This window comes from Marinobacter sp. (assembly GCF_033722735.1).
Taxonomy (GTDB): Bacteria; Pseudomonadota; Gammaproteobacteria; order Pseudomonadales; family Oleiphilaceae; genus Marinobacter.
Genome location: NZ_JAWVYN010000016.1, coordinates 1 through 18431, shown reverse-complemented (window position 1 = coordinate 18431; position 18431 = coordinate 1). Strand labels below are relative to the sequence as shown.

General features: G+C 66.2%; 14 protein-coding genes. All 14 read left to right on the top strand.

The annotated features are described in order from the left end of the window. Positions 1-441, top strand: a complete 441-nt coding sequence (gene tssE, locus R3175_RS12565; RefSeq protein ID WP_318944639.1) for a type VI secretion system baseplate subunit TssE — start codon at positions 1-3, stop codon at positions 439-441. Between the two features lie 4 nt (positions 442-445). Continuing rightward, positions 446-2218, top strand: a complete 1773-nt coding sequence (gene tssF, locus R3175_RS12560) for a type VI secretion system baseplate subunit TssF (RefSeq protein ID WP_318944638.1) — start codon at positions 446-448, stop codon at positions 2216-2218. After that, a complete protein-coding gene (gene tssG, locus R3175_RS12555) occupies positions 2182-3204 on the top strand; it encodes a type VI secretion system baseplate subunit TssG (protein WP_318944637.1) in 1023 nt (340 codons plus the stop codon). The genes tssF and tssG overlap by 37 nt, the downstream gene beginning before the upstream one ends. Positions 3205-3231: 27 nt before the next feature. Further along, positions 3232-4563, top strand: coding sequence for a type VI secretion system-associated FHA domain protein TagH (tagH, locus tag R3175_RS12550; RefSeq protein WP_318944636.1), 1332 nt, complete (start codon positions 3232-3234; stop codon positions 4561-4563). Continuing rightward, entirely contained in the window at positions 4560-5093 is a 534-nt protein-coding gene (gene tssJ / locus R3175_RS12545) for a type VI secretion system lipoprotein TssJ (RefSeq protein ID WP_318944635.1), read from the top strand. The genes tagH and tssJ overlap by 4 nt, the downstream gene beginning before the upstream one ends. After that, positions 5093-6427 carry a type VI secretion system baseplate subunit TssK gene (gene tssK, locus R3175_RS12540; RefSeq protein ID WP_318944633.1) on the top strand — a complete coding sequence of 445 codons (1335 nt, stop codon included), beginning with the start codon at positions 5093-5095 and terminating at the stop codon, positions 6425-6427. The genes tssJ and tssK overlap by 1 nt, the downstream gene beginning before the upstream one ends. Before the next feature lie 3 nt (positions 6428-6430). Beyond that, the gene (icmH, locus tag R3175_RS12535) at positions 6431-7240 is read left to right on the top strand and encodes a type IVB secretion system protein IcmH/DotU (RefSeq protein WP_318944631.1); all 810 of its coding nucleotides are present in this window, start codon (positions 6431-6433) and stop codon (positions 7238-7240) included. A 109-nt stretch (positions 7241-7349) separates the two neighbouring features. Further along, positions 7350-9956, top strand: coding sequence for a type VI secretion system ATPase TssH (gene tssH / locus R3175_RS12530; protein WP_318944629.1), 2607 nt, complete (start codon positions 7350-7352; stop codon positions 9954-9956). A 21-nt stretch (positions 9957-9977) separates the two neighbouring features. Further along, on the top strand, positions 9978-11549 hold the full coding sequence (locus tag R3175_RS12525) for a sigma-54 interaction domain-containing protein (RefSeq protein WP_318944733.1): 1572 nt from the start codon (positions 9978-9980) through the stop codon (positions 11547-11549). Between the two features lie 5 nt (positions 11550-11554). After that, positions 11555-12199 carry a type VI secretion system-associated protein VasI gene (gene vasI / locus R3175_RS12520; RefSeq protein ID WP_318944627.1) on the top strand — a complete coding sequence of 215 codons (645 nt, stop codon included), beginning with the start codon at positions 11555-11557 and terminating at the stop codon, positions 12197-12199. A gap of 26 nt (positions 12200-12225) precedes the next feature. Next, the gene (tssA, locus tag R3175_RS12515) at positions 12226-13653 is read left to right on the top strand and encodes a type VI secretion system protein TssA (protein ID WP_318944626.1); all 1428 of its coding nucleotides are present in this window, start codon (positions 12226-12228) and stop codon (positions 13651-13653) included. Positions 13654-13697: 44 nt separating this feature from the next. Then, entirely contained in the window at positions 13698-17279 is a 3582-nt protein-coding gene (gene tssM, locus R3175_RS12510) for a type VI secretion system membrane subunit TssM (RefSeq protein WP_413231772.1), read from the top strand. 66 nt (positions 17280-17345) lie between these two features. Beyond that, entirely contained in the window at positions 17346-17633 is a 288-nt protein-coding gene (locus R3175_RS12505; protein WP_318944624.1) for a type VI secretion system PAAR protein, read from the top strand. 67 nt (positions 17634-17700) lie between these two features. Continuing rightward, a partial coding sequence (gene tssI / locus R3175_RS12500; RefSeq protein ID WP_318944623.1) for a type VI secretion system tip protein TssI/VgrG occupies positions 17701-18431 on the top strand: 731 nt, incomplete at its 3' end.

Sequence of the window (18431 nt, the reverse complement as noted above, 5' to 3'; positions counted from 1 at the left end):
GTGTTCAGGGACACCGCATCGGACGGTGTTCAGGCCAGGGCCGGCAGCCTGTTCGAACGATTGGAACAGGCCGCCGAACCGACCGGGCAGGGCATGGGTCAGGTGACCCATGTGGTGGAATCCATCAAGCGCCACCTGGTGCGGCTGCTGAACGCCCATCCGGGCAACAGCGCCAGTGCCCCGGAGTTGGGGCTGCTGGATTTCAACGACGCCACCCTCGGTACCCAGGACCTGAACATCCGCATCCGCAGTGCCATCCGCCACTGTATCGAGCGTTTCGAACCCCGGGTCACCCGGGTGGACGTGGTCGCTCTGCCCCAGGGGCCGGATCCGTTGCAGCTGCGGTTCCAGGTGACGGTCTACCTGTGTATGGGCTCCGTCGACGACAAGACCACCATCGACCTGGTGTTGGACGACAAACGCTATTACCGCGTGGTGTAACGTCGTGAAGTTAAACAGATTCTATCGGGACGAACTGAGTTTCCTGCGGCTGCAGGGGCGGGAGTTTGCTGAGGCCCATCCCCAGCTCACCCGCTTCCTGTCGGAGCAGAGCACCGATCCGGACGTGGAGCGATTGCTGGAGGGCTTCGCGTTCCTCACCGGCAAGCTGCGGGAGAAGGTTGAGGACGAGTTCCCCGAGCTGACCCACTCGCTGCTCAACATGCTGTGGCCGAATTACCTGCGGCCAGTGCCGAGCTGCACCATCATGCGGTTCGACCCGCAGTTGCACGCGATCAGCGAAGGCCAGCGGGTGCCCCGGCACACCGAGATCAAGAGCCGCCCGGTCGGCGACGCCAGCCGCCAGACCCAGTGCCGTTTCCGCACCTGTCGGGAGGTGGCGGTCTACCCGCTCAGTGTGGCGGATGCCAGTGCCGAGCATTCCCGTGAGGTGTCGGTGGTCACCGTCGACCTGGCCCTGCACACCGACCAGCCCCTGTCTGCCCTCGGCCTTGAGCGACTGCGGTTCTACCTGGGCGGGGACAGTCACACCGGCGAGACCCTGTACCTGTGGCTGAACCATTACCTGGAGGCCATCGAGTTGGAGCTCGGTGACCGGGTGGTGTCGATGCCCGCCCGTCACCTGCGGCCGGTGGGGTTTGCCGGCGACGAGGCGATGCTGCCCTATCCCAAGAACGCCTATCCCGGCTACCGCATCCTGCAGGAATACCTGAGCTTCCCGGAAGCGTTCCGTTTCGTGGATGTGTGTGGCCTGGCCGGGCGGTTGCCGGCGGTGCAGGCGGATGAGGCGCGGCTGCGGTTTCGCTTCAACCGTATCCTGCCCCCGGAGGCCAAGATACGGGCGGAGCATTTCCAGTTGTATTGCACACCGGCGGTCAACCTGTTCAGCCATGAGGCCGATCCGGTGGACCTCAACGGCCGCCAGACCGAGTATCGGATTTCGCCGTCCAGCCGGGCGCCGGATCATTTCGAGGTCTTCAGTGTCGACAAGGTGGAGGGCTGGCTGGAGGGTCGCTCCGGCCGGGGCGCACCGCGCCTGTATACCGCGTTCGAGTCGTTCCAGCATGAGGTGGAACGGGACCGGGGACGCACCGCCCTGTATTACCGGACCCGGATCCGCGAGAGTGTGCGGGGGGATGGCTTCGACCACTACATTGCCTTCGTTCGCGGTGATGAGAGCGACTGCCTGAACCGTCACGAGGCGGTGTCGCTGACCCTGACCTGCACCAATCGCCAGTTGCCGGACCAGCTGGCGGTGGGCGAAGTGTGCATGGCCACCGAATCCACCCCGGCCTTTGCCACCTTCCACAACATCACCCGGCCCACCGCCACCCTCCGGCCGACGCTGGATGGCAGCCTGCTGTGGACCCTGATCTCCAACCTGTCGCTCAACTACCTGTCGCTGCTGGAGGAGGATGCCTTGCGCACGGTGCTGCGGGTATACGACTTCCGGGCGCTGGTGGACCGGCAGGCAGAGCGGGTGTCCCAGCAGCGGCTGGCGGGAATCCAGGGCATCGAGACCCGGCCCGTGGACCGGATGGTGAAAGGGCTGCCGGTCCGGGGCCTGCAGTCGGTATTGCGGCTCGATCAGCAGGCCTTTGCCTCGGAAGGGGACCTTTACCTGTTTGGCACGGTGTTGAGCCGGTTCTTCTCGCTCTACGCCAGCATCAACGCGTTTCACCTGTTGGAAGTGGTGAACACGGATAACCAGGAACGGTACACATGGACGTTACAGCAAGGGCAGCAGCCTCTGATGTAGCGGAACTGCAGCCCGTTCTCGGGAATGCACGCCGCTACAGTTTCTTTCAGCTGGTGGACCTGATCCATCGTCACCACGGTGACGACCTGGAACGGGAACTGGACCAGCTGCCGACCCAGGAGCGAATCCGCTTCTCCGCCTCGGCGGGGCTGGGGTTCCCGGGCAGTGACGTGGTCTCCGCGCTGTCGCCGGAGCACGACCACGCGCCTTACCAGATGGAAGTGAGCTTTCTCGGCCTGCACGGCTCCCAGTCGCCCCTGCCGGGTTACTACCTGGAGGATCTGGCCTGGGAACACGGCCAGCAGATCGGTATCCGCCGGCATTTCCTCGATTTCTTCAACCACCGGCTGCTGACCCTGTTCCACCGAAGCTGGCGCAAGTACCGCTATTACGTGCGTTTCCAGCCCGGTGCCAGTGATGGCTTCTCCGAGCTGATCTTCGCCCTGGTCGGGTTGGGGGACCGCCAGTTGCGGGGTGAGACCCCGATCAACTGGTCGAAGATGCTTGCCTACGCCGGATTGATGGCTGGTCGCAGCCGGTCGCCGGACGTAGTCAGCGGCATCGTCGCCCACTGTTTCGACCTGGAGCGGGTGGAAATCGAGCAGTGGGTGTTGCGCAAGGTCGACATTCCCCGGGACCAGCAAACCCGCCTGGGGAGCAGCAATGCGGTGCTGGGGGAGAGCACCCTGATTGGCGGCTCGATCCGGGATCGCAGCGGCAAGTTCGTGCTGCGGCTGCGGGATCTGAGCAAGGAGCGGTTCGCCGACTTCCTGCCCAACGGGCGGGACCACCGGCGGCTGGTCAAACTGGTGGAGTTCGCCACCCGGGACCAGCTCGCCTACGACCTGGAACTGAGGATACGGCCTCAGGACGTCCGGCCCCTGCAACTAGGGCAGGATGTGCGCCTGGGCTGGAACTCCTTTGTTGATCCGGACCCCGAGGCTGGTGGCGATCGCTCGGCCGTCCGCATTCAGATACGTCGCTAACGTTCACCGAGGCCAAGGACCATCGTTATGGACAAACACCCGGTTCCCGATCTGCAGCTCACCATCACCAATACGGCCGGTCTCGGCCGGGGATTTCGCAAGGCCCATGCGTTTGGGGCGGAGGGCGGTTCCATCGGTTCGGCGCAGAACGACAGCTGGCAGCTGTCGTCCCATCGCACCGGGGTGGTTGCCGGCCATGCCGAGGTCCGGGTGATCGACGGCGCCTTCTGCCTGATCGATCGCTGTGGCCGGACCTACGTCAACGGCGGCCAGCATCCGGTGGGACGGGGCCGGCGGGCCCGTTTGAAAGACGGCGACGAGATCGTCATCGGCCGCTACCACTTGCGGGCGGCGCTGAACGGCGCGATGGGCGAGGGAACGCTGGATCTCGACACCGGTGCGCCCGCTGACGACAGCCTGGTGGCCGGCGACGAAGCGGAGCTGTGGCGGGGGCGCGATGGCGACACCACTGCCCACGGCCCGAAGGAGCCCCTCGCCGAGCTGCGCAGCGCTCCGGCCGAGCCGGTCAGCGACGATCCGCTGGAGGGCTTCCGGGACACGGGTAGCGAAAGCGGCGAGGAAGAGCAGGACCGGATACTGGCCAGCCCCACCCATTGGCAGGGCGAGGCCGCCTCCGTCACCGATGAATGCCGGGACAACCGGGACGTCGCACTGGGTCTGCCGGTGCAACAAGGAGATTTGGACAGGATGTCGAAACAACCACCCAACAGGCCGGCCGGGGAGCCGTCACCGGAGCAGCGCAGCCGGCGCCACATCAGTGGTGCTCCGCTATTGCGGGGCATGGAGACCGAGCTGGAGTTTGCCGACAGCGACGACATGCGGCTGTTCCTCGAAGAGGCGGGCCAGACCCTGAAGGCCACCGTCGAGGGATTGCTGGCGCTGCATCAGCACGAGGACAGCCGTCACCGGGCCCTGCGTACCCGGCTGCAGCCCATCGAGGACAACCCATTGCGGCTGGGCCAGCCCTATGACGATGCGGTGCAGACCCTGTTCGCCAGTCAGCGCAGCCCGGTCCACCTGTCGGCGCCGGCCGCGGTGCGGGAGAGCCTGGACAGCCTGCGGCAGCACCAGCAGGCCACCCAGGCGGCCACTGCCGAGGCGCTGGAGGCGATTCTCCAGGCGCTGTCGCCGGCGGCACTGCTCAGGCGGTTCCACGGTTATCGCCGGGGGCTGCAGCGCGGCGAGAACGAGGACGCGTGGGCCTGGCAGATGTACCAACACTATTACCGGGAGCTGAGCTCCCGTCGTCAGCAAGGCTTTGAGCGCCTGTTCCAGGAGGTGTTCGAACAGGCCTACGACCAACACCTGCGTCAATTGCAAAGGGAGAGCCTAACGTGAAGTACTGCAAATGGAGTTTGCTGGTGGCCATCGTTCTGGTGGCCGGGTGCAGCACCCCGTACAACGCGGTGACCAAGACCGCCAAGGTGCTGTGGGACCCGGACATTCCGGTCGGTTACCCGGAAGACCTGCCCAGCCGGGTGGACCTGACCATGCTGGCCGAGCCCAGCGTCAACCCCAACGAGTCCCTGGCGCCGACCCCGATCGCCTTCCAGATCATCGAGATGCGTGACAGCTCGCGCATCATGGCGGCGGATTTCGACCAGTTGCTCACCGAACTGGAGGACTCCCTGGGCCGCAACTACATCGATCACAGCGATTACACCCTGGTGCCCGGCCAGTTCAAGTTTGTCGAGCCCTTTGAGGTCCACGAGGACACCCGGTTCATCGGCGTCATTGCGTTCTATGCCTACCCCAACCTGTCCCAGTGGAAGAAAGTGGTCCGGGTTGACCCCATGGGCCAGCGTTACCACCTGCTGGTCAACCTGCGGGACCGGGAAGTTCACCTGCGCGAATCGGAAGAATCCTGATGGCAACGAACAATCGGGTGATCTGGAGTGACGGGCTGTTCATCAAGCCCCAGCACTTCCAGCAGCAGCAACGCTATTTCGAGCACCAGATCCACGAGCGGGGGCTGGCGCTGTCGGACTACCTGTACGGCTTCAGCGGCCTGGAACTGAACGCTGAGTACCTCAGCTTCGGGCGCATCGGCCTGGTGCGGGCCAGTGGCCTGTTCCCGGACGGCACCCGCTTCAGCCTGCCCCAGGACGACGTCATGCCCGAACCCCTGGAGATTGACGAGGCCTCGGTGGCCAACCAGCTGGTGTACCTGGCGCTGCCCCTGGGCAGCGACAGCCTGGCCGAGGTGGAGTGGCCGGACGCCGGGGTGGCCGGACGCTTCCAGGCCCAGAGTGCGGAGATCCGAGACCTGCACTCCATCGATGGCGACGCCCACAGCATCGACGTGGCCAAGGTGGCGCCGCGGCTGATGCTGGAACGGGACGACCGTAGCGCCTATTCCTCCCTGGCCATTGGCCGGATCCTGGAGAAGCGCCCCGACGGCAGCCTGGTGATGGACCCGAACTTCCTGCCCACCATGCTCAGCGTGCGGGCGGCGCCCCGCCTGCAACGGTTTGTGGGCGAAATGGCGGGGCTGATGCGCGAGCGGGCCCGCAACATCGCCGACCGGGTCGGCGCGCCGGGGCAGGGCGGTGTCGCCGATGTGGCGGATTTCATGCTGCTGCAGATGCTGAACCGGGCCCATCCCCGCTTCATGCACCTGGCCCGACTCCGCCAGCTCCATCCGGAGAGGCTGTACGAGGCACTGCTGGAGCTGTGCGGCGAGCTGGTGACCTTTACCGATGAGAGCCGGCTGCCCCAGGAGTACACACCCTACGACCACGACCTGCCGGAGGCGTCCTTTGCCCCGTTGATGCAGCTCCTGCGTCAGGCCCTGAGCACCGTGCTGGAACCGCGGGCCCTGTCGATCCAGCTGCAGCAGCGCCAGTACGGCCTCACGGTGGCGCCGATCCAGGACCGTCAGTTGATGGCGAACGCCGAGTTCATCCTGTCGGTGAAGGCGGACATGCCCCTGGACGACCTGCGCAAGCAGTTCACCCAGCAATGCAAGGTGGCCTCGGTGGAGAAGATCCGCGACCTGATCAGTCTGCAGTTGCCGGGTGTGCCGCTGTCGCCCCTGCCGGTGGCCCCGCGCCAGCTGCCCTATCACGCCGGCTTCATCTACTTCCGGCTGGACGACCAAAGCCAGGCCTGGCAGATGCTGGAGAACGCCAGTGGCTTTGCCTTCCACGTGGCGGGGGACTTCCCCGGCATGGAAATGCAATTCTGGGCAATCAGGAGCTAAACCATGGCCGATGCACCGGTGTTGGAACAGAGTGGCAACGACAGCCAGTCGTTCAGCGACCTGCTGTTTACCGACCGTCAGGGCTCGGAGCCCGCCGCGTCCACCCCCGACCAGGGCTTCCAGTTACGCGGCGTTGCCGCCAACCGGCTGATCGACGCCGCCAATGCCTTGCTGGGCCTGGTCATCCGGGTACGCCGGCTGGCGGACTTCCAGCAGGTTCCCGCACTGTACCAGCAGGTGGTGGACGAGATCGCCGAACTGGACCGGGAACTGGTGGAGCAGGGCTACGAGCGGCCGGTCGTGGTGGCCTACCGCTACGTGCTGTGCGCCTTTATCGACGAGGCGGTCCTGGGCACCGATTGGGGCGCCCACAGCGTCTGGTCCCAGCAGTCCCTGTTGTCGCGTTTTCACAACGAGACCTGGGGGGGCGAAAAGGTCTTCGCCATCCTGTCCCGCATGGAGCAGGAACCGGAACGGTACCGGGACATGCTGGAGTTCATCCATCTATGCCTGTGCCTGGGATTCGAGGGACGCTACAAGGTGATGACCAACGGCCGTGAGGAGTACGAGCAGATCATCCGCGGCTTGCAGGAACGGTTACTGGCGACCGACGACGAAGGAAACCAGGTGCCACTGACCCAGCCCCTGGAACATGTGGCACCGGCCCGTAACCGGTTCCGCTCAGGGCTGCCGGTGTGGGGTATCGGCGGCCTGTTTGTCGCCGCCATGGCCGGCGTCTACACCCTGTACCACATGGCGCTGGACGAACGCATCCGGAGCGTGCTCGGCGTGCTGGAACAATTGCCGAAATAACCATTACTGAAATAACCAATAGCGGAACAAGGAGTCGCCGAGGTACCCCGGAGCATCCTGCATGTGGAGCCCGGGCGTTATTTCGCGGACCAAGAATAAGGAGATCACCGTGATTCGGGTTGAACTGCCGGCGCTCATCGGGCGCCTCAACGAAATCTGCCGCCAGGCCCTGGAGTCGTCCGCGGCCCTGTGCATCAGCCGCCAGGGTGCGGAAATCACCCCGGCGCACCTGCTGTTCAAGCTGCTGGAGACGCCGTTTTCGGATGTCCGCCAGATTCTCAGCCGCACCGATGTGGACGCCCTGGTCCTGCAGCCGGTGGTGGGGGACAGCCTGGAGGGTGAGCCCCAATCCGCCGAGCCCTATCCGTCGTTTTCTCCGTTGCTGATCGAGCTGTTGCAGGACGCCTGGCTGCTGGCTTCCACCGAACTGGGACACCGAGAGCTGCGCTCCGGCGCCGTTCTACTGGCGCTGCTATTGAACGCTGAGCGTTACCTGCAGCCGCAGATCAGCCAGCGACTGTCAGACATTAACCGGGAGGCGCTGCGCAAGCAGTTCGACCGCCTGACCGAGGGTTCGGCCGAGCAACCGATAGCCGATTCTGATGGCAACGCCAAGGCGCCGGCGCCGGCGGAGCTGGACGCGTTGACCCGCTACGCCACCGATTTCACCGCCCGGGCCCGGGAGGGGCAACTGGACCCGGTGATTTGCCGGGACAGCGAGATCGACCAGATGATCGACATCCTGTGCCGCCGCCGCAAGAACAACCCCATCGTGGTGGGGGACGCCGGGGTGGGTAAGAGCGCGGTGGTGGAGGGCCTCGCACAGCGCATCGTGGCCGGCGAGGTACCGGAACGGTTGCGTCAGGTGGCGCTCTGGACCCTGGACCTGGGGGCCCTGCAGGCAGGCGCCTCGGTCAAGGGGGAGTTTGAGAAGCGACTCAAGGGCGTGATCGAGGCGGTAAAAGGCTCGGCCACCCCCATTATCCTGTTTATCGACGAAGCCCATACCCTGATTGGCGCTGGCAACAGCGAGGGTGGTTCCGATGCCGCCAACCTGCTCAAGCCGGCCCTGGCCCGGGGCGAGTTGCGCACCATCGCCGCTACCACCTGGCGCGAGTACAAGAAATACTTCGAGAAGGACCCGGCCCTGAGCCGCCGCTTCCAGCCCGTATCCCTGGACGAACCGACTCCGGACCAGGCGGTGCATATCCTGCGGGGCCTGCGTGGCGTATACGAGTCCGCCCATTCGGTACTGATCGCCGACGAGGCACTGCAGGCCGCCGCGAAGCTTTCCGCCCGCTACCTGGCTGGCCGCCAGTTGCCGGACAAGGCCATCGACGTGCTGGACACCGCCTGCGCCCGGGTCAGTCTCAACCTCAGTACCCCGCCACGGCGGCTCAGCCACCTGCGCAGCGAGCTGCACCAACTGCGTATGGAGGAGGATCTGCTGGCCCGCGAGCGTCGCATTGGTCAGCTGGACGACACCGAACGGCAGGACGACCTGGCCGCGCGCATCGCCGCCCTGACGGCGGAAGCCGTGGATCTGGAGTCCCGATGGCAGACCCAGCGGGAACTGGTGTCCCAACTGGTGGCGGTGCGAGAGCAACTGCTCGGCGCCGACGAGGATCAGGGTGAGCCGGTGGAGGTTGATGCCCTGCAACAACAGGCCGCCGCCCTGGAGCACGAGCTGTCGGGGCTGCAACGGGATGAACCGCTGGTGCATGCCCGGGTGGATGCCCGTCAGGTGGCGGAAGTGATTGCCGACTGGACCGGCATTCCGGTCAACCGCATGAGCGCCGACGAACTGGAGAAGATCACCCATCTGCCGGACTACCTGCAGGCCCACATCCGGGGCCAGGACCCGGCGATCCGGGCCCTGCACCAGCATCTTCTGACGGCACGGGCGGACTTGCGTCGCCCGGGACGACCGCTGGGCGCCTTCCTGCTGGTGGGCCCCAGCGGCGTGGGCAAGACCGAGACCGTGGTGCAACTGGCGGAGCTGCTCTACGGCGGGCGTCAATTCCTCACCACCATCAACATGTCCGAGTACCAGGAGAAGCACACCGTCTCGCGGCTGATTGGCTCGCCTCCGGGTTACGTGGGTTACGGCGAAGGCGGCCTGCTGACCGAGGCCATTCGCCAGAAACCCTATTCGGTGGTGCTGCTGGACGAGGTGGAGAAGGCCCATCCGGAGGTGCTCAACCTGTTCTACCAAGCCTTCGACAAGGGCGAGCTGGCGGATGGCGAAGGCCGGCTGATCGACTGTAAGAACGTGGTGTTCTTCCTCACCTCGAACCTGGGCTACCAGACCATCGTGGACCGGGCCGACGCGCCGGAGACCCTGGAGGAGGCCCTCTATCCGGAACTGGCGGATTTCTTCAAGCCGGCCCTGCTGGCGCGGATGGAGGTGGTGCCCTACCTGCCGCTGGGTGAGGACACTCTGAACCGGATCGTGACCGACAAGCTGGCGCGCCTGGCGGACCAGATCCGCAATCGTTACCACGCCGACGTGGTGCAGGAGGACGGCCTGGTGGAGGCGATCCGCACCCGGGCCACCCGCAGCGAGAACGGTGCCCGCATGTTGGAGTCCATTATTGAGGGCGAGCTGTTGCCGCCGGTGTCGCTGGCCCTGCTGGAAAAACTGGCCCGCCGTGAGCCGGTGACCGAGGTACGACTGGGCGTGGCGGACGGCCGGTTTTCGGGGCAGGTCAGTTAACGGAGCGTCATCATGGGACAGATGCAGACGGACCTGCATTCCGACATCGAACTGGCCATCGCCCTGGTGCGTCAGCCGGACTTGGGGGCGTTGCTGGCGACGGCCGCGAAGCAATTCGAACGGGCGTTTGGTCTTCACCGTTGCTGGCTGTTCGCCCTGGACCCCAGCGGCCGAACCCTGACCCGTCTCGGCGCCGCCGAGCTGAGCTTCGACTGCGGCGACTTCAGCCACCCCTTCGCCCATGTCCTGCAGCAGGGACAGGGGCGGGCGCTGTCCCGGGATGCTTGCTATCGACTGGATCATCCCGGTTTCCAGGCCCTGTTGGAGGCCAGCTCGAATCCGGCGTCGATCTGGCTGCAACCGGTGTTTGGAGAGGGTCAGCGGCTGTTGGGCGTGGCCCTGTTGTGTGGCGACGAGCGCACCCAGTGGCAGGGCCTGGTGGCCCGTCCCCTGTTCCGCGGCCTGCTGAGTCTGCTGGGTCTGCAGTGGCAACAGACCCTGGCGCAGAGCGATCAGGCCTGGCAACGGCGGTATCTGAAGCGGTCGCTGGACCAGCTCCACGACAGCGAGTCGGTGCGTAGCCGCAGCGAGCTGCTGGCCCGCACCCTGGTGGGCCCGTCCCGGGCCATGGCGGAGCTGCGGGCACAGGTGATCCGCGCCGCCGGCAGCCAGCTGTCGGTGCTGGTCCAGGGGGAAACCGGCTGCGGCAAGGACCTGGTGGCCCGGGGCCTGCACGATTTTTCCGAGCGTACCGAAGGGCCCTTCGTGGTGGTCAATTGTGCGGCCATTCCGGACACCCTGCTGGAAAGTGAGCTGTTCGGCCACGCCAGGGGCGCCTTCTCCGGTGCCGACCGGGCCAAACAGGGACTACTGGCCCAGGCCGATGGCGGCACCCTGTTCCTCGATGAGATCGGCGACATGCCGCTGGCGCTGCAGTCCAAGCTGCTGCGGGTGCTGGAAACCCGCCAGTTCCGGCCGCTGGGCGCACAGCGGGAAGAAAGCTCCGATTTCCGGCTGGTGGCGGCCACCCATCAGCCGCTGCAGGCCCGCATCCGCGATGGCCAGTTCCGCCGCGACCTGTTCTACCGACTCAGCCAGGTGCCGCTCAAGGTCATCCCGCTGCGGGAACGCGGGGCGGATCTGGAGCCCCTGTGTCGCCACTTCATCCGGTTGTACCAGCAGCGGGAGGGCCGTGGCCCCCTGGGCATCAGCAGCCAGGCCCTACGCCAGCTCGCGGGCTACCGCTTTCCTGGCAATGTGCGGGAGCTGCGCAACGTCATCGAGTACGCCTGCCTGCAGACGCCACCGGGAGACGACATCCAGCCGGAGGCACTCTGGCTCGACCTGCTGAGCGCGCCGGAGCTGGACGGGGAACCGGCCGACCTCCCGGAAGCGTCGGTCACGCCGGATGGTGTGCCGCCCATCCAGGACATCGACAACCTGCGGGAGGCGGCCCAGGCGTTCGAGGCGGCGGTGATCGCCGACCGCCTGCGGGCGTTCGGCGGCAACCGGGCCCAGGCGGCGGACAGCCTGGGCCTGCCCAAACGCACCCTGGCCCACAAGTGCCAGAAATACAACGTGTCGGAGGCCTGAAGCCCATGCCCAAGCGATCTGTCGTTGGACCCTTGCTAGTGCTGGTGTGGATGATGGCGGTCCCCGCTGCCCAGGCCGGTGACGACGCCCTCCAGACGGCCCGCAGTTGCACCGAGGAGCCTCGACGGCTGGCCCGTCTGGCCTGCTTCGATGCGGTGTTCGAGACCCCAATCCCCCAGCCGCGGCGGCCCGTCGAAGCGCTGCCGCAGCCGGTGCGTTGGCGTGAGGCCTACGCCCAGGAGCAGGCCCGGACCCCGGACGACACCGCCATCTATCGCGATACCGGTGCCACCGCCGGTCACCTGCTGACGCTGGCGGCGCTGGGGTCGGTGCCCCCCAGGCCGCTGCTGACGGTGCAGTGCCACAACAACATCACCGAGCTGGCGTTGATACTGGCACAGCCGCTGGCCCGGGAACGGGTGACGCTGGCCTTCGACGACGGCTCGGGGAGCCAGCTCTGGCGGGTGCGGGACGCCGGTTACGTGATCAGCGCGGGCCGGGGGCTACCGGCCATTCGTACCCTGAAGGCCCTGGCCCGCCGAACCCAGACCCGGCTGCACTCCAACGAAGCTCAGCTTGACGGCTTGATGTTCGATCTGGACGGGCTGGCGGCTGGTCTCCGGCCGCTGCGGGAAGCCTGTAGCTGGTAAACGGTAAGCATTGGGAAGGAAACGGTATGCAAGCAGTAGAACAGCATCCCTACGCCGATCAGGTGCTTGACCCCCTGCCCGGTGACACAGGGGTGGGGGAATCCCTGGAGGAGGACCCCAGCCTGGAATGGCTGGAAGACGAGATCATGAAGGTGGGTTCCCTGGCCCACACCGGCATCGATTGGGACCGGATCGAGCGCGAGGCGCTGCAATTGCTGGCGGACCGCAGCAAGGACCTCAAAGTACTGGGGTTCCTGCTGCTGTGCCTGCAACGGGGTGGCAACGGTGAGCGCTTTGCGTTGTCCCTGTACCTGCTGCACCGGGTGCTGGGCAGCTGGTGGACGCAGGCGTGGCCCTACCCAGGAGATCGCGGCCAGCGTGCCCGCAAGATGCTGTTCAACCAGATCCTGCAACGGGCCCTGGGCGAGGTGGAACAACTCAGCTTTGATGCCGGCGTGGGCGACGGGCGCAGTTACAGCCTGGAGCTCCTGGCCCGATTGCTGACCCAGGCCGGGGAGCTGCAGCTGCCGGACGAGCTGCTCTACGAACTGAAAGGCCACATCGAACGGCTGCCGGCCGCCAGCCAGGTCCCCGAGCCGGCACCGTCGTCGGAGTCGACCGCATCGGTGGAAACGGCCCCCTCGGCCCGCCAACCCGCTGAGGCCAAAAGCGCGCCTTCGCTGGGCAACCTGACCCTGGATGCCGGGGACGAGCGGGCCACCCGCCAAAGTTTGCTGAAGGTGGCGGAGCTGCTGACCGAATTGACCCCCGCCGATCCCCTGGGCTATCAGCTGCGCCGCTACGCCATCTGGCACAGCATCTCCGTTGCCCCGCCGAGCCGGGACAACGGGCGGACCGACCTGGCGGCGGTCAGTGCCGACCGGGTGTCGGACTACCGCGAGGCCCTGGCCAAGGCCCCGGACCGGGAGTTGTGGCAGCGCATCGAGCAGAGCCTGTCGGTGAGCCCCTTCTGGCTCGAGGGGCACTGGCTCAGCGCCCAGGTGGCCGAAGCCCTGGGGCACCCCGACTGCGGCGACGCCATCCGGCTGGCCCTGCGCAACTTCCTCGAGCGCCTGCCGGCATTGGAATCCCTGACCTTCAACGACGGTACCCCGTTCCTGCCCAAGGAGGTGGCGGACTGGTTGCTGACCGCACCCGGCAAAGGCAGCGGCGGCGGCACGGAATCCTGGCAGCAGACCTACGAGCAGGCCCGGGAGCGGCTGGCCAAGGACGGTCTGGGCCCGGCCATGCAGCAGCTGGAAGAAGGCCTCGCTGCGGCCAAGGAACCCCGGGCGCGGTTCTACTGGCGGCTGATGGCCTCGGAACTGTTGCGGGAAAGTGGCCTGCACACCCTGGCCGGCCAGCAGGTGCAGGATCTGCGGGCGCAGACCCGGGAGCTCAATCTGGAACACTGGGAACCGGGCCTGATGGCCCGCCTGGAACGGCTCGCCTGAGCACGACAACGGATGCAACGACAGGATTAACAGGAATGGAAACCATGTGGAGAAAAGCCTTATTCGTTGGTCGCTGGGCCTGGCCCTATCTGCGCAACGCCGCACCGGTCACCCTGATGCTGGCGGTGATCGGGGTTCTGGTGGCCACCTGGTGGCTGGGGCCGCGTTGGGAAATCAATCACGAGTACCCGCTGGCCGCCTGGCAGATGCGGGCCCTGGTCACCCTGGCGGTGGTGCTGCTGGTGGTCATGGTCTGGGGCTGGGTGATGGCCCGGCGGCTGGGGCAGGTCAACCGGGACAAGGCCGACCAGCAGCGCCAGCAAGAAGACCCGGTGCTGGTGTACGAACGGCGCCAGCAGCGGCTGCTGGACCGTCAGCTCAAGGCCCTCAAGGACAACCTGCCAGGCCGCAATGGTCTTTACCGGCTGCCCTGGTACCTGGTCATCGGCCTGGAGAACGCCGGCAAGTCCAGCCTGATCCAGCGGTCCGGGCAGAGCTACACGCTCAGCAACGTCACCCGCAACGCGCGCACCGAGCGCAACCCCCTGGGCTTTGAATGGTGGATCGGGGACGAAGGCGTGCTGATCGATCCGGACGGCGAACTGCTGAGCCAGGGCGACCAGGCCGGCGGTGCCGAGATGCAGCAGCGGTTGTGGCAGCACTTCGTCGGCTGGCTGGAACAGAACCGCTCCCGCCGTCCCCTCAATGGGGTCGTGGTGACCGTGGATCTGGCCCAGTTCAGCACTGCATCGGCCGATCAACGGCGGGCCCAGGCCATCACCCTGCGGACCCGCCTGCGGGAGTTGATGGAGCAGTTGGGCTGTCGGCTGCCTGTGTATGTCAGCTTCACCAAGATGGACCTGTTGTACGGCTTTGCGCCCTTTTTACGCGGGCTGAGCAAGGCCGAGCGGCAGCAGCCGTTCGGGTTCACCTTCCAGGTGGACGGCGCCCGGGACCCGGACGAGTGGCTGGACGAGTTCGAAGACCAGTACCGGGCCATGCTGGAACGGCTCAACCAACGCCTGCCGCACACGCTGGCACAGACCCGGGATGCCGAGGAGCGGACCGCGGTCTATTCCTTCAACCGCCAGATGGCGGGCCTGCGGCCAGGCCTGACCCAGTTCCTCACCGACCTGCTGTGCGCGGACGCGTTCTCCACGCCGGCGCTGGTCCGGGGCACCTTCTTCACCTCTGTGTTCCAGGAAGGGGTGCCGGAAGATGCCTTCGTCACCGCGGCCGCCTCCGGCTATGGCCTGGCCGCGCCCACCCAGCCGGCACAGCGAGCCGGGCAATCGGCGAGCTATTTCAGCGAGCACCTGTTCCCCCGGGTGGTGTACCCGGAGGCCGGCCTGGCGGGGGACAACCGCCGGGTGGTGCGGTCCCGTCGCCGTCGGGTGGCGGTGGCGGCCATCGTCGCCCTGGGGGCGGGCCTGGGCACGACGGTCGGCTGGCAGCATTACTTTCTCAAGAACGCGGAGGCGGCCAACCGGGTGGAATCCGGCGTACAACACTTCATCGCCAACTGGCGACCGGTTGGCTACGAGCCGGACACCACCGGCCGCAACCTGCTGGACCCACTGGACCAGCTGCGGGACGCCACCCTGGCGTTCGGCGACTACCGTAACCGCTGGTCCCTGGTGACCGATATGGGGCTCTACCAGGGGCATCGGGTGGGCCCGAAGGTGGAAGCCTCCTATCTCGACATGCTGGCTTACCAGTTCATGCCGGCCCTGATGCTGGGGGTCATGGAGGAGATGAGCCGGGCCCCGGACAACAGCTCCGAACGGCTGCGCCACTTGCGGGTACTGCGCATGCTCTACGACGGCAGTGGCCGGCGGGACGACATCGTCACCGATTACATGAGCGCCTACTGGCAGCGGTATTTCCCGGGACAGCGCAGCGTGCAGGAGCGTCTGCTGCGGCACCTGGACTACGGCCTCGCCCACACCGACCTGGCGGCCATGGTCGACGCCGGCGACCGGACCGCCGACCTGACCCTCACTCCCTTCCGCAGCAGCGTGCAGTGGGCCCAGGAGGAGCTGGGCCGGATTGCCACCTCGGATCGGGTCTACCAGGACCTGCAGCAGGCTGCGGGGGAGACCTTCCGCGCGCCGCTGGACCTGGGAAGGGAGGCCGGGCCGGCCTTCGGCGTGGTATTCGCCCGGCTGGACCGACACGGTGAGCCGTTGCCGGAGGAGGTCCGGGGCGAGGCCGATCCACTGGTGATTCCCGGCATGTTGACCCGGGAGGGATTGGAGAGCTATTTCATGAGCCGGTCCGAATCGGTCACCGAACTGGCGTTGATCGATGCCTGGGTGTTGGGGCGTCGGGACGATGTGGATTTCAGTGACGCGGATGAAGAACGCCTGCAGGCTCAGTTGCAGGACCGCTATGCGGAGGAGTACGCCGCCGCCTGGCGACAGGCCCTGAGCCGTCTCGATATCCACCGGTTCCGGGACCTGAACCACGGGGTTCGCATCCTGGAGAGTCTCACCAGTGGCCACGAACCGCTGGCCCAGTTACTCGCCCGGGTCCAGCACAACACCGTGTTGTTGCCTCAGCCACAAGAAGGGACGGAGCTGGCGCAACAGGCCCTGGCCCGATCCTCCCATTACCGCATGGCGCAGGAGATTGAACGCCAGTTTGCCGACCTGAACGAACTGCTGGAGAAGGAGGGGGATCGGCCCACCGGCCTCGAGCAGATCATGGAGGTGGTTGCCAACCTGCACACCTACATGCGGGGCATTCAGGAGGCGCCGGACCGGGGCAAGGCAGCCCTGTCTGCCGCCCGGGCCCGCATGGGCCTGCAGGGTGCGGACCCGATCTTCACCCTGCAACGGCTGGCGGATCACCAACCGGCGCCCCTGAACCGGATGTTGGAGAAACTGGCCACGGAAAGCTGGCGGGTAATCCTGGACCAGGCGGTGGCCCAGTTGGAACGCCAGTGGTACCGGGACGTGTACCAGCCCTTCCAGCAGACCCTGGCGCGGCACTACCCGTTCAATCCGGACGCCGGCCGGGACGCCGCCCTGCAGGATTTCGAACGTTTCTTCGCACCGGAAGGGCTGCTGAACCGCTTCTATCAGGACAACCTGAAGCTGTTCCTGGAGGACCACCCCGAGCATGTGCTGGTGTCCCAGCGGGCGACGTTGGTGCGCCGGGACGTGCTGGCGGCCCTGGAGCAGGCAGACCAGATTCGCCAGGCGTTCTTTACCCGCAGCGGTACCCTGGACGTGGAGTTCTCCCTGGAACCGCTGAACCTGTCCTCCAACAAACGCCGCAGTGTGGTGAACGTGGACGGCCAGCTGGTGGAGTTCAGTCACGGCCCCCGCCAGAGCATTCCGCTGGTCTGGCCCAACACCCTGCGGGATACCGTTGAAAGCCGGATTACCCTGGTGCCCACCCGGGTCAACCGTTCGCCCCGTAGCCTCTCGGCGTCCGGGCCCTGGGCGTTGTTCCGGCTGCTGGACCAGGCGGACATCACCGGGGTGAGTGCCAGCGCGGTGGATGTGAAGTTCAGCCTCGACGGCGGCGAGATGCGTTACCGCTTGCACGCCGGCAGTAACACCAACCCGTTCACACAGCAGTTGCTTGCAGGGTACCGGATACCCCGCAGTCTGTATTAGACTGTCGACTTCAAAACGCCCCGGCCAGGACGGACCGGGGCTTTGCCTGAGACAAGGAGGTAGAGCATGGCCAAGAATCTCGTCCTGCTGGGCGACATCGGTACCGACCACGAAGGCTTTCCGCCCACCCCGGTGATCGCCGGCAGCGCCACCGTGCTGCTGGATGGCAAGCCCATCGCCCGTCTGGGCGATCCACTGGCGATCCATTCCAAGCCCAAGCATCCGCCCCATCCCCGATTTGTGGCGGCGGGCAACCCCACTGTCCTGATCGAGGGCAAGCCTGTGGCTTTGACCGGTGATGCGGTGACCTGTGGTGGCACTCTGATCGGTAGCGGCACCGGCGTCAGTAACTGACATCTATAGCCGGGGACAGAATTGAATTCTGTCCCCATCCTGAACACTTTCTTCAAGGATTGAAGACATGCCTCAGGCAAGCGGACTGCAATTCACTGTTCGTGTCGGCAACTTGCCCGCCGACTTGTTCGCGGTGGTCAGCTTTGAGTTCACCGAAGCCCTGTCCCAGCTGTTCCATGGCAAGTTGGAACTGGCCAGTTTTGATCCCGGAATTGACGCAGGTGACGTGCTCGAACAACCGGTCGAACTGGCGATCTGGCAGGACGGCCAGCTGCTGCGCCGCTTCGTTGGTGTGGTCTCCGAATTCGCCCGCGGCGACACCGGCCACCGCCGCACCCGCTACGACGTGATCGTCGAGCCACCGCTGTGGCGCCTGGGGCTGATGCGTAACAGCCGCATCTTCCAGACCCAGACCCCGGACACCATCGCCAAGACCCTGCTGGACGAGCGCGGCATCGCCGGCACCGTCTTCGACCTCAAGCGCACCCCCGAGGAACGGGAGTACTGCGTCCAGCACCGGGAAAGCGACCTGGCTTTCCTGCAGCGGCTCGCGGCCGAGGAGGGCTGGCACTACCGTTTCGACATCGAGTCCGATAACCAGCCGCTGGTGCTGTCGGATCACCACGGCGACGCCCCCATCCTGCCCGAGGCCACCTACAACGCCACCGCCGGCGGCAGCACCGGGCAGCCGGCCGTGCTGGAATTCCAATACCGCGAACGGGTCCGCGCCGCCTCGGTGGCGATGAAGGACTACACCTTCAAGAACCCTGCCTACGCGTTGATGCACGAGCAGGCCGC